The 11,787-nt window shown below is 66.7% G+C and carries 12 protein-coding genes and 1 pseudogene; 11 read left to right on the forward strand and 2 right to left on the reverse strand.

Translation table 11 applies throughout. The annotated features are described in order from the left end of the window. Positions 1–277: 277 nt before the first annotated feature. The 8 genes and pseudogenes from O7632_RS05755 (at position 278) to O7632_RS05790 (ending at position 7,431) form a co-directional block, all read left to right on the forward strand. Positions 278–1,465: a DNA cytosine methyltransferase gene (locus O7632_RS05755; RefSeq protein WP_278112019.1), complete on the forward strand. Its 1,188-nt coding sequence runs from the start codon at positions 278–280 to the stop codon at positions 1,463–1,465. Then, positions 1,462–2,142, forward strand: a complete 681-nt coding sequence (locus O7632_RS05760; protein ID WP_278112021.1) for a very short patch repair endonuclease — start codon at positions 1,462–1,464, stop codon at positions 2,140–2,142. The genes O7632_RS05755 and O7632_RS05760 overlap by 4 nt, the downstream gene beginning before the upstream one ends. Positions 2,143–3,107: 965 nt before the next feature. Further along, entirely contained in the window at positions 3,108–3,485 is a 378-nt protein-coding gene (locus O7632_RS05765) for a metalloregulator ArsR/SmtB family transcription factor (protein ID WP_278119865.1), read from the forward strand. Then, positions 3,482–4,105 (forward strand): annotated as a pseudogene (locus tag O7632_RS05770) (cation transporter); the annotation flags it as partial. The gene O7632_RS05765 and the pseudogene O7632_RS05770, both read left to right, overlap by 4 nt. A 91-nt stretch (positions 4,106–4,196) precedes the next feature. Next, entirely contained in the window at positions 4,197–4,835 is a 639-nt protein-coding gene (locus O7632_RS05775; protein ID WP_278119867.1) for an NADH-quinone oxidoreductase subunit B, read from the forward strand. Between the two features lie 121 nt (positions 4,836–4,956). Further along, complete coding sequence (locus tag O7632_RS05780; RefSeq protein WP_278112023.1) at positions 4,957–6,276, forward strand: DUF2252 domain-containing protein; 1,320 nt, start codon at positions 4,957–4,959, stop codon at positions 6,274–6,276. A 122-nt stretch (positions 6,277–6,398) separates the two neighbouring features. Then, the gene (locus tag O7632_RS05785; protein ID WP_278112025.1) at positions 6,399–7,043 is read left to right on the forward strand and encodes a hypothetical protein; all 645 of its coding nucleotides are present in this window, start codon (positions 6,399–6,401) and stop codon (positions 7,041–7,043) included. Next, complete coding sequence (locus O7632_RS05790) at positions 7,027–7,431, forward strand: type II toxin-antitoxin system PemK/MazF family toxin (RefSeq protein ID WP_278112026.1); 405 nt, start codon at positions 7,027–7,029, stop codon at positions 7,429–7,431. The genes O7632_RS05785 and O7632_RS05790 overlap by 17 nt, the downstream gene beginning before the upstream one ends. A gap of 1 nt (position 7,432) precedes the next feature. Here the strand turns inward: O7632_RS05790 and O7632_RS05795 are convergent, their stop codons facing one another. Then, positions 7,433–7,999, reverse strand: coding sequence for a TetR/AcrR family transcriptional regulator (locus O7632_RS05795; RefSeq protein WP_278112028.1), 567 nt, complete (start codon positions 7,997–7,999; stop codon positions 7,433–7,435). A 93-nt stretch (positions 8,000–8,092) separates the two neighbouring features. Between O7632_RS05795 and O7632_RS05800 the strand changes: the two genes are divergently transcribed. From O7632_RS05800 to O7632_RS05810, 3 genes are read left to right on the forward strand one after another with little or no spacing between them, the layout of a single operon-like run. Beyond that, complete coding sequence (locus O7632_RS05800; RefSeq protein ID WP_278112029.1) at positions 8,093–8,566, forward strand: nuclear transport factor 2 family protein; 474 nt, start codon at positions 8,093–8,095, stop codon at positions 8,564–8,566. Between the two features lie 16 nt (positions 8,567–8,582). Then, positions 8,583–9,431: an NAD(P)H-binding protein gene (locus O7632_RS05805; protein ID WP_278112031.1), complete on the forward strand. Its 849-nt coding sequence runs from the start codon at positions 8,583–8,585 to the stop codon at positions 9,429–9,431. Between the two features lie 18 nt (positions 9,432–9,449). Next, the gene (locus O7632_RS05810) at positions 9,450–10,661 is read left to right on the forward strand and encodes a PQQ-binding-like beta-propeller repeat protein (protein ID WP_278112033.1); all 1,212 of its coding nucleotides are present in this window, start codon (positions 9,450–9,452) and stop codon (positions 10,659–10,661) included. Positions 10,662–10,695: 34 nt separating this feature from the next. Here the strand turns inward: O7632_RS05810 and O7632_RS05815 are convergent, their stop codons facing one another. Further along, complete coding sequence (locus tag O7632_RS05815) at positions 10,696–11,733, reverse strand: glucose 1-dehydrogenase (protein ID WP_278112035.1); 1,038 nt, start codon at positions 11,731–11,733, stop codon at positions 10,696–10,698. Between the last annotated feature and the right edge of the window lie 54 nt (positions 11,734–11,787).

Raw genomic sequence — 11,787 nt, forward strand, 5'->3', positions numbered from 1 at the left:
AGGACCTGTCCGAGAGCGGCAGCAAGATGCCTTACATCGATCTGCCGTTCGGGGTCTTGGCCATCGAGTATGCGGCGGACGAAAAAGTCAACAGTCCATAACGACCTGTGCAGGCCTTCTGAATTTTTGTCCCTGACTCCGCCGACTCGCGCGACGATCTTTGATCGTTCCTGGCAATTATTCCAGATATCGCGAGCGCGAATCGGTGGGACCAGTCTAAGAAAGTACTTGGTCAGTGGTTCTTGTGCCCGTCATAAACCCGGGGTATCATGCAACCATGACAATAAGCGTTGTGGACCTGTTTTCTGGTGGCGGGGGAGCCAGCGCCGGTTTTGCTGCGCACCCGGAATTCGCCGTGGTTGGTGCGGCAGATGCTCAATTCGGAAAGCCCAGTAGTCCAAAGGGTAGTTTGGCATGTAACGCGACTTACTTGGCAAATCTCGGGATAACTCCGGTTACGGCAGACCTTGGCCTTTCGACTCCGAATGAGCTGGCCGAAAAAATGAGGCTTCGATCGTCGCCCCAGGTGCTTATATCCTGCCCGCCGTGCACGGGATTCTCGCGCACCTTAGCTAAGAACCACCTACGCGATGACCCCAGAAACAGTCTGGTGCGACGTACCGCAATCTTTGTCAAGGAGTGGAGGCCTGCTGTACTGGTAATGGAGAACGCCAGAGAGCTTGTTATGGGTCGGTTCAGAGACCATCTTTCACTGCTTGTTTCCGACCTTAAAGAGATGAATTACAATGTGCGTTACTCAACTCACTTTTTGAACAAGTTCGGCCTTCCTCAGAAACGAGAGCGGGCGCTGGTCATCGCAGCCAGGCGAGGGCTACCGCTCTTCTCGTTAGAAGATCTTTGGCGCGGTTTTGAAGTGGATATCAAAGCTACTCATGTGAGAAGAGCGATCTGGCACCTCCCTGAGCTCGACGAGGGCGAGGCCGATCCTGGAGATAAAGAGCATGCCTGCCCTCGATTCTCCAGTGAGCTTGCCCGGGCCCGGACCTGTTTGATCCCGAAGGATGGCGGGTCCTGGTTCGATCTCTCTCGTGCTGCGACGTCAAACAGTATTGAATTGCTGACTCCTACGATGCGCGATCGTCTCGAGAAAGGAAATCTGGGTAGCCATCCAGACGTCTATGGACGAATGTGGTGGGACCGGCCGGCGCCAACCATAAAGCGTGAATGCTCACATGTTGGGAATGGACGATACACTCATCCAGAGCAGGATCGTTTATGCTCGGTCCGTGAGATGGCGATTCTCAACGGATTTCCATCTTCATACAGGTTTCTTGGGAGCATCAACAATATGTATCGGCACGTCGGGGATGCGGTGCCGCCCTTGATTAGCTACCAACTCGCTGGCTTAGTGAGCTGGATGATATCTGGGCGGAGGCCGGAGATGGATCAGTTGGTCATGCCCGGTACCCACTTGACTTCTGACGATATCCGAAGGCTGCCATGAAGCCACCCGCAAGCTCGGCCGGTGTCTCTGATCGAATGCGCAAGCAGAAGTCATTCGATACGGAGTTGGAGTTGAGTCTGCGCCGTAAGCTTTATCAGCGTGGGTTGCGGTACCGTGTGCATAGTCAGGCCGTTCCGGGTACGAGGCGAACGATCGACATAGCTTTTCTCTCCGCGAAGGTTGCCGTCTTCCTTGACGGATGCTTTTGGCATGGATGTCCAATTCATGGCACCTCGCCGAAGGCCAATTCCAAATGGTGGGCGGACAAGATTAGCGAAAATCAGAGACGGGATGTCGATACCAATCGGCGGATGGAGAATGCCGGCTGGCTTGTGGTCCGTGTTTGGGGACACCAGGATCTAGAGAGAGCGGCTGCGGAGGTTGAAAGAATAGTTCGCGAGCGTCGACCTCTACGGAAGCCAGTCGAAGGTTCTGCGGATTCCGCATCACACGGAACTGTCTCTGCGTATCGCGGGTCCGGGTGTCGTTGTCAGGAATGCAAGTCTGCGAACGCGGTGTATCAGCGACAATTGCGAAATAAGTATAGAAGTGAGGGTGGAAGGGGGCAACATGGTACGGACTACCGATACCGGACAGGCTGCCGTTGCGACGCTTGCAGATCTGCTCACGCGGCTGAAGATCGGGCCTATCGAGAACGGCGAAGGCTGACCCTGTAACATTTACCCTCGCAGTACAGCGCTCGCGAGGAGTATTTTTAGTGCCAGATGATAGCCAGCGGTCTCGTCTTGTAGGGATTATCGAACAACTCCGCGATGTCCAGATCGGCAGGCTACTGCAGCTTGCCGAAGCCATTGCGACACCCATTGCGTGTCGGATTGATGATAGGTCAATCATGGTGACCCCTGAGTTCGCCGACGAATTCGGGGCGAGGCTGAGCGTCCATCATGCGACACACAGCAAGCAGCTAGATCGTGTCGGCCTCGAGGACGCCCTGCGGGCTGCTTCTCGTGCGGCTGGTCGGCGTGTTAACGGTCCGATGGGCGCTACACGTCGGTTTATTGATGAGATTATCGATGGAGAGAAAGTCGCTATTAAGAGCACTGCAGCAAAGGATGTTAGCAAGAACTTCGTGCATATTAGCAAGATGTCCGAGGCGTCATGGATCCAGGACGTGAGGGGTCCTCAGGCCAGGGAGGGTAGGACTAAGCAGCACTTTCGTGAATACATATCGGAGGTGGATCGTTTGATACAGATGCGGACCATCCCGGATCGTGTTAGCTGGGTCTATCAGCTTGTTGAGATTCCAATGGAGCTTCTAAGTCCAATTTTGGAACTTGGGCGAGTGCATTTTGCGCCAGATGGCCCTCGTATCGAGGTGTCCGACTCGCGAGGTCCGTGTCTTACGCTTATCTTGGATCGCAGTGACGCTAAAATTACTTTGAGTCGTATACCGCTGGTGCGGTGCCTCGTGCATGCGGAATGGACCTTGCCAAAGCGCGTCGGAGATGCCGGATTTGCAACGGACTCTTAGGTGCGGCGTACGGCAGGCGGCGGTTGCCTGGGTGGCACATGGCAGGGCGAGGAGCCAGAGGAGGTGGTGGCGTGTGACGGGCAGACTGGGGTATTCATCGTTCAGGTGGGATATCATCGCGTCGTGGCGATGGATGATGGTGGGCAGTGTGTGACGGCGAACGTCGCGGCGGGGATGACGCCGGCTGTGGCGCTGTTCCGGTCGTTGGCCGACGAAACCCGGCTGCGGATCGTACGGCGGCTCGCGGCCGGCGAAGCGCGGGTCGTGGACCTCACCGGCGCGCTCGGGCTGGCGCAGTCGACCGTGTCGAAGCACCTCGCCTGCCTGCGTGACTGCGGCCTGATCGACTACCGGGTCGAGGGGCGGCAGTCGTTCTACTCGCTGACCCGCCCCGAACTGATGGACCTGCTCCAAGCCGCCGAAGGGGTGCTGGCGGCCACCGGCGACGCCGTCGACCTCTGCCCGACGTACGGCACGGGTCCGGCGTACGGCAGCGGCACGACGAGCACGACGGCGCTGCCACGATGAGTGTCACCACGTCGACCCTGGCCCCGCAGCGGCGAGCCCGACTCAACCGGCGCAGCCTGCACCTGGCCTACGCCACCGCCGGCTACAACCTGCTCGAAGGCGTCGTCGCGGTCGCGGCCGGCGCGGCGGCCTCGTCGACCGCGCTGCTCGGCTTCGGCCTCGACTCCTTCATCGAGGTGTCCTCCGCGCTGGTGGTGATCTGGCAGTTCCGCTCCCGGCTGCCCGAGACCCGGGAACGGCTCGCGCTGCGGCTGATCGCAGTGTCGTTCTTCGCCCTCGCCGGATGGGTCGGCTTCGACGCGGCCCGGTCCCTGCTGGGCCAGGGCGAGGCGGCACCGTCCCCGGTCGGCATCGGGCTTGCCGCCGTCTCCGTGGTCGTGATGCCGCTGCTGGTCTGGGCCAAACGCCGTACCGGGCGGGAACTCGGCTCGGCGACCGTGGTCGCCGACTCCACCCAGACCCTGCTCTGCACCTACCTGTCCGCGATCCTGCTCGTCGGCCTGGTCCTCAACGCCTGGCTGGGCTGGGCGTGGGCCGACCCGATCGCCGGCCTGGTCATCGCCGCCGTCGCCGTACGCGAAGGGGTCGAAGCCTGGCGGGGCGAGCAGTGCGACGACTGCTGCTGAGCGCGGAGTCCGGCGACGGCGGTGTGGTTGACTGGGTGAGACCGTACGCGGGGCGGCGTGAGCCGGAGGAGGTGGCGGCGCGGTGGTGCAGTTGCCGGCGGTGCTCGGCGAGCCGATCCGGTTCGTGCTGAACTGGGGTCGCCGCTACTCGCTCTGGGTGTTCAACTTCGGCCTGGCCTGCTGCGCGATCGAGTTCATCGCCACCAGCATGGGCCGGCACGACTTCATCCGGCTCGGCGTCATCCCGTTCGCCCACGGACCGCGCCAAGCTGACCTGATGGTCGTCTCCGGCACCGTCACCGACAAGATGGCCCCGGCGATCAAACGGCTCTACGACCAGATGCCCGAACCCAAGTACGTCATCTCGTTCGGCGCCTGCTCCAACTGCGGCGGCCCCTACTGGGATTCGTACTCGGTGACCAAGGGCGTCGACCAGCTGATCCCGGTCGACGTGTACGTGCCCGGCTGCCCGCCCCGGCCAGAAGCGCTGCTGCACGGCATCCTGCGCCTCCAGGACAAGATAGCCGCCGAGCGGTCCGGCATCGGCGGCGTACACCGGCCCGACCCGCTCGCCTCCCCGGCCGACCTGGCAGCCGAACCGGCCACCGCGCCCGGCGACCCGCGCCCCGGCACACCGGCCGGCACACGACCCGGCCAGCCGCCCGCGCGGTCGAAGTCTGTCGACGCGTTCACCGCGCCCGTCATCCCACCGCCGGCCCGCTGACTGAGCCGCCGCACCGCTGACCAGCCAACACCGTGTCGCCGACCACCTGGTATGGCGTACCGCTGGGATCTGAGCCGACACTCAGCGGAGCTGTTGCTGACGCGGGGTAGCCTGCGCGAACGTGAGTGATTCTCAGCGCGCGACGCAGATCGTCGACATCCTGACCGCCGAGTTCGGTGAGCTGATGGCCATCGACCCGGCCGCCTTCCAGCGCAAGTTCCGCAAGATGGCCGCCAGCCCGTTCGCGTTCTACCGGGGCACCGCCTGCCTGTTCTACGCCGACCAGACCGCCCCCGGCGGGCCGTTCAACGACGACAGCTTCTGCGACAAGCAGACCAGCCGCGTCTGGATCCACGGCGACCTGCACGCCGAGAATTTCGGCACCTACATGAACGGCTCCGGCGAGCTGGTCTTCAACGTCAACGACTTCGACGAGGCCTACGTCGGCCCGTTCATCTGGGACCTGCGGCGCTTCGCCGCCAGCGTCGCCCTCCTCGGCTACGCCAAAGCGCTCTCCGACGACGTCATCGGCACCCTGGTACGGACCTTCGCCACCGCCTACCTGACCGAACTGCGGGCCATCGTCGCCGGCGGCGAGGAAGCCATCGGCTCCATCACCCTGGCCAACGCCACCGGCGTGCTGCGCCACGTGTTGCAGGAAGCCCGGCTCAACACCCGCGTCGCCCTGCTCGAAAACCTCACCACCATCAACGACTACGAGCGCCGGTTCATCGTCCGCGACGGCGTGTACGAGATCGACGACGACACCCGCGCCGCCGTCACCGCCGCCTTCGCCGAATACCTGACCACGCTGCCGCAGCGCGCCGACGGCAGCCGGACCGACCCCGCCCACATCAAGGACATCGTGCTGCGCAAAGGCGTCGGCATCGGCTCCGCCGGGCTGCCGTCCTACAGCATCCTGCTCGAAGGCCACACCCAGGCCTTGGAAAACGACGTCGTCGTCTACATGAAGCAGGCCCAGACGCCGGCCGTCGCCCGACACGTCGACGACGACGGCATCCGCTCCTACTTCCGCCACCAGGGGCACCGCACCGCCGAGTCGCAGCGCGCGCTGCAGGCCCACGCCGACCCGTGGCTCGGCTTCACCGAACTCGGCGGCGTCGGCCAACTCGTCGCCGAAGTGTCCCCGTACGCCGCCGACCTGGACTGGTCCGACGTCAACGAGCTGGCCGACCTGACCGGCGTCGTCGCCGACCTGGCCCACTCGGTGGCGAGAATGCACTCGGTCGCCGACGACGAGTCCAGCCACGACCTGGTCGACTTTTCCACCGAGGAGGCGATCGTCGCGGCGGTCGACACCGACGAGGCCGGGTTCGTCGAGGGCCTGGTCGACTTCGCCCACGCGTACGGTGCCCGCGCCCGCACCGACCACCGGATCTTCGTCGACCTGTTCCGCAACGGCCAGCTGCCCTGGGTCTAGCCGGCGGCGACTCCTTTGGCCGCTGTGGACGCCACGGCCACGCTAGCCTCGATGGTCGAACATGTGTTCTAATGAGCGTCAAGTCTGCTGCGTCGGGCGAGGGTGGGGTAGCGTTGCGAGAGATGGTAGAGTCCGCGCCCCCGCTGTCCGCGTCGCGACGAATGGTCGCGGCGTACGTGGCGGTGCTGAGGTTGGCGCGCGAACGCGGGTACGTGGTCACCCGGCTGAAGATGGCGAAGTTCCTCTACCTGACCGATCTCGCTGCGGTACGCGAGGGTGAGGACCCCGTTTCCGGGGTCGAATGGCGATGGCTGCACCACGGCCCGTTCAACAACACCCTGCAGTTCCTCGAAAACGAGCTCGTCGAGCGCGGCGTGGTGCGGCGCGATCCCTACTATCAGGGATTCCAGATTCGACTCGTCGACGAACTGCCCGGTTACGACATGCCTGCCGACGACATGGCGATCCTGGAGAGGACTCTGACGCAGCTGGGAGGGCTCGCGGCGGCGACACTCAAGGACCTGAGTTACCAGACCCCGCCGATGGAGGACGCGCAGCAACGCGGGCGGGGCGTCGTGCTCGACCTGTCGCTCGCGCGTCCCCGCCCCAAGCTCGCGAAGCTCGCGCGGAGAATGTCGGCGGTGCTCAGGCAGCTTCCCGAGCAGGAGAACGACCCAGGGATTGGCCAAGAGCTTGAGCAGGAGATGACCGAGCTGGCCGACGCGCGCCGGCGAGCAACAGGAGTGCTGCTTGACGACGACCAATAGCCTGGTCATCAACGGCGGGATCTACTACGTCAAGGACAAAGCCATCTCGCTTCCGCCAAACGACGGCCGTAACTATCACGATGAACGTCGGCCCGTGGTCGTGCTCAGTGGGCCAGACACGAACAGCCTCGCCGGCTGGCCCACTGTCCTGGTCGCTCCGATCTCCACCTCGCCCAAGCTCAAGACGCAGTACTGCGTCAAGCTCGGCGCCAGCGAGGGTGGTCTGCCCAAGAAGTGCTGGGTACGGGTGGTCGCGGTGCAGCCGCTCCTCAAGTCGGATCTCCAGGACCGTCTCGGCGTCCTCTCGGCCGAGCGACTCGAAGAGATCCAGGCGCGACTTTCCAGTACATGGGTCTGTACATCGAGGGCATGGACGACGTCGAGCTGACCTAGCCGAGGACGGCGCGGACCAGGGCGACGACGCCGGCTCTGATCCGCTCCAGCGGTTCGTCGCGCAGGTGATCGAGCAGGTCGCTGCGTACGGCGGCGAGCAGGGCGTGCGCCAGGAAGTCGGCGTGCTCCGGGCCGCGTACGCCGGTGACGATGTCGGTCAGCTGGCGGTGCAGGTCGCCGTACGCCGGGCTGCGGTACGGGCTGCCCCGGCCGGCGTTTTCCAGCGCGAGCGCCAGTGACCGGTTGGCCTGCTTGTACGCGAGGATCGCGTCGAAGATCGCGATGACCTGGGCCTGCGGATCCCGATCCGCTCCCTGCCGAGGGTCCCGGAGGGCGGCCTGCAGGGCGACACCGCGCTGGGCGGCGAGGGCCTGCAGCAGGCCGGTGCGGTCGCCGAAGCCGCGAAACAGGGTGCCTTTGCCGACGCCGGCCGCCTGGGCGACGGCGTCCATGGTGACCTCGTCCGGGTCGTCGGCGGCGTCGAGTAGCCGGCCGGCGGCGGCCAGTACGGTTTCCCGGTTGCGGGCGGCGTCGGCCCGTTCCTTGCGTGCTGCTGGCGGCACAGGTGACCGTCCTCTCGCCCTCGTGTTGGATATCCGGACCGACGGTCCGTATAGTTGATCCGGACCGCTGGTCCGAATCTTAGAGGAGGCACCGTGCCCGAAGCGCCCACCCCGACCGCCAGCCCCGCCGCCCGGCTACTGCACCGCTGCCTCGATCATCTGCTCGCCAAGGACATGCCCGGCTTCCTCGCGCACTGGCACGACGACGCGGTCGCCGAGTTCCCGTTCGCCCCACCCGGCTACCCGCGCCGCCTCGACGGCATCGCCGCCGTCACCGACTACCTGATCGATTACCCGAAACTGATCGACATCGCCGAGTTCCCCGACGTGACCGTGCACCAGAACGTCGACCCCGACGTGGTGATCGCCGAACTCACCGCCACCGGCACCGTCGTGCCCACCGGGCAGCCGTACCGGATGTCGTACGTCGTCGTGGTGACCGTCCGGGACGGCAAGATCGCCCACTACCGCGACTACTGGAACCCGCTGGCCGTCCCCGACCTGACCCCGGCCCCCGACCTGACCATGGCCGCCCCCGACCTGACCCCGGCCGGTACCGATGCCTGACCAGCGGATAGTCCTGGTGACCGGCGCGACCGGCAACACCGGCCGGCGTATAGTCGCCACCCTCGTCGCAGCCGGCCACCCGGTGCGGGCCGCCAGCCGGCACCGCCCCACCCACCCGGCAGCCGCCGCCGGCCACGTCCCCTTCGACTGGCACGACCCCGCCACCCACCGCCCTGCCGTCGACGACGTCCACGCCATCTACCTGATGCCGCCGCCCGCCAGTGCCGACCCGGTCGGCCAGGTCGGCGCGCTCCTCGACCTGGCCCAGGACGCCGGCGTACGCCGGATCGTGCTGCTCAGCTCGTCGGCGATCCGCAGCGGCGACCCCGGCCCCGGCCAACTGCCCGCCACCGTCGCCGACCGGTTCCCCGAGTGGACCGTGCTGCGCCCGTCCTGGTTCATGCAGAACTTCGTCGCCGAGCAGCACCACCACGGCGTCAGCATCCGGCGCGACGGCGAGATCGTCACCGCCACCGACGACGGCCGAATCGCCTTCATCGACGTCGCCGACATCGCCGCCGTCGCCGTACGGGCCCTGACCGACCCGGTGCCGCACAACGCCGAACACCTGCTCACCGGCCCGCAGACGCACAGCTACACCGAGGTCGCGACCATGATCAGCGAGGTCAGCGGCCGGCCGGTCCGACACCGTACGGTCGACGTCGCCACGATGCGCCACCGACTCGCCGACTTCGGCATCCCGGACGGCTTCGCCGCCCTCCTGGCCGGCATGGACGCGGCCATCGCCGCCGGAGCCGAAGACCGGACCACGCGTACGGTCGCCGACGTCACCGGCCGGCAGCCGACCAGCCTGCGTGACTTTTGCACCGCCCACGCCGACCACTGGCGACGGACGGCGGCGTGACCGGGCTACCGTCGAATGGTGGCCCGACCCGGTTGGCGTTTCGAATCGACAGAGCTGCTGAGCGCCCCACTGGTGGCCGGTGGTCTCGTCCACGTCGCCGGCGAAGACGGGCACGTCCACACCCTTGACGCCGGCAGCGGCCGGCCCCGGTGGCGCGGCCGGCGCGGCGACCCGAAGCCCAACCCGTACTTTCCGCCGCTGCCGCCGGTGCTCGCCGGTGACGTCCTGGCCGTCACCGGTTCCCTCGGCGGGTCCGGCTGGGCGGACACGGTGCTCGGGCTGGCCGCCGCCGACGGGACCCAACGGTGGACGTACCCGCTCGTCGGCACCACCGTCACCGGTCTCACCGCCGACGACTCAGCCGTCGTCGTCACCGGTCGCAACGGTCTGACCTGCCTCGACCCGGCCGAGGGGCGGGTGCGGTGGACGGTGCCGCCGCCGGAGACGACCGGGCCGTGGCAGGCCAGCTTCGACCAACCGGCGGTCGACGACGACCACGTGTACGCGATCGCCCGGTTCAGCCGACCGGACACGGCGCTCGACGGCGGCTATTTGATCCTGGCCCTCGACAGGTCCACCGGCACCAGGGTCTGGGGTGTCCAGGTCCACGACGGCTGGGGCGCCACGCTGACCGTCGGCGGTGACCTGGTCTTCGTCGGCGACGGTCAGGGGTGGTTCATCGTGCTCCGCAGCGACACCGGCGACACGGCCTGGTCGACGCAGATCCGGCCGAAGCTCGGGCTGCCGGTTGGGTCCGGGACGTTGCCGTTCGCCGCGCCGACCGGGGCGGCCGCGTTCGCCGGTGAGCAGGTGGACCAGCCGGTGCTCGCCGAGCAGGAGCTCCACGTGCCGAGCCGCAACGGCGACGTCCACCTGATGGACCGGGACACCGGTGCGGTGCGGCGCGTCTGGCGGATCGGCGTACCGGCGCTGAGCATCGCCGTCTCGGACGACCTGCTGCACGTCGGCGGCATCCACGGGCTGCTGGTCGCGTTCCACCGGGACCGCCGCGAGGTGAGCTGGTGGCGGAGGCTGCCGGTCGGCCGGATCGACGCGTTGACCGTTGCCGACGGCCTGCTCCACGTCGGCGGCGAACGGCACCTCGCCGCGCTGGACCCGGTCACCGGGGCCGGAGCCTGGCGTCGCTTCCCGGCCCGGGTCCACCGGTCGTCGTATCCGCCGGGATCGGCCGGCCGGGAGCTGACCAACGCCGACCTGCCCTGGGCCTGACGGCCCTCCGTCGACACGGACAGGCGTGGACCGGTCAGAACTCGATCACGGTCTTGATGCCGCTCTGCTCGGCGTACGCCTGGGCGTAGTCGTCCAGGCCGTACCGGTGGGTGATCATGCCCATCAGCCAGTCGTGGTCGGCGCGGGCCAGCGCGTCGGCCGCCTGCGCCCAATGCCGCCGGTTGGCGTTGACCGTGCCGAAGATGACGTTGTTCTTCAACACCAGGCAGCGGTTGAGCTCGTTGAGGTCCAACTCGATGTGGTGGGCGCTGGCGTTGATCCCGGTCAGACAGCCGACGCCGTTCGGGGCCAGCTTGCCGAACACCTCCCGCACCACCGGCGGCGCACCCGTGCACTCGACGATGATGTCCGGGTCGAAGTCCAGGTCCGCCACCGGCACCGCGTGGTACGTCGCACCCAGCCGGCGGGCCAGCTCCGGCTTCGGCCCGGACGTACCCCGCGCCAACACGTGCGTCTCGAACCCGCGCTGCACACTCAGCAGCGCCGCCAACAACCCGATCGGCCCGGAACCGGTCACCAGCACCCGCCGAGGTGCCCAGAACCCCCGCGCCCCGATCCGGTCGATGTGGTCCCACGCTTTGGCGACCACGCTCGCCGGCTCCAGCAGCACCCCGGCCAGCCCCAACTCAGGTGCCAGCGGTACGGCGTACTCGGCCGGCACCCGCCACCGCTGCCGGGCGAACCCGTCGACGCCCTTGATCCCGCACTCGGTGTAGCGCCCGTTGCTGCACAGATCCCACTCGCCGGCCGCGCAGTACGGGCACGGCACCGGATCACGGTGCCGGACGATCCCGGCGACCAGATCACCCGGCTCCAGGGTGCCCGTCGGGTCCTCGACCACCCGGCCCAGCGACTCGTGCCCGATGACGAGGGTGTCCCGCCCAGCGGGCGGCTCACCGTAGTCACCGGCGAGGATCTCCGAATCCGTACCGCAGATCCCGACCGCGACCGCCTCGACCAGCACCTCACCCTCAGCCTGCGTCGGCTCCGGCGCGTCGTCGACGAGGCGCAGCGAATCGGCCTTGCCCGGAGTCACGGTCAGCGCACGCATACCAGCAGGCTTTCCCTGCCGGGCGGGAGCTACACGGGCCGCGCCGCGAAAATC

This window comes from Solwaraspora sp. WMMD406 (assembly GCF_029626025.1).
Lineage (GTDB): Bacteria > Actinomycetota > Actinomycetes > Mycobacteriales > Micromonosporaceae > Micromonospora_E.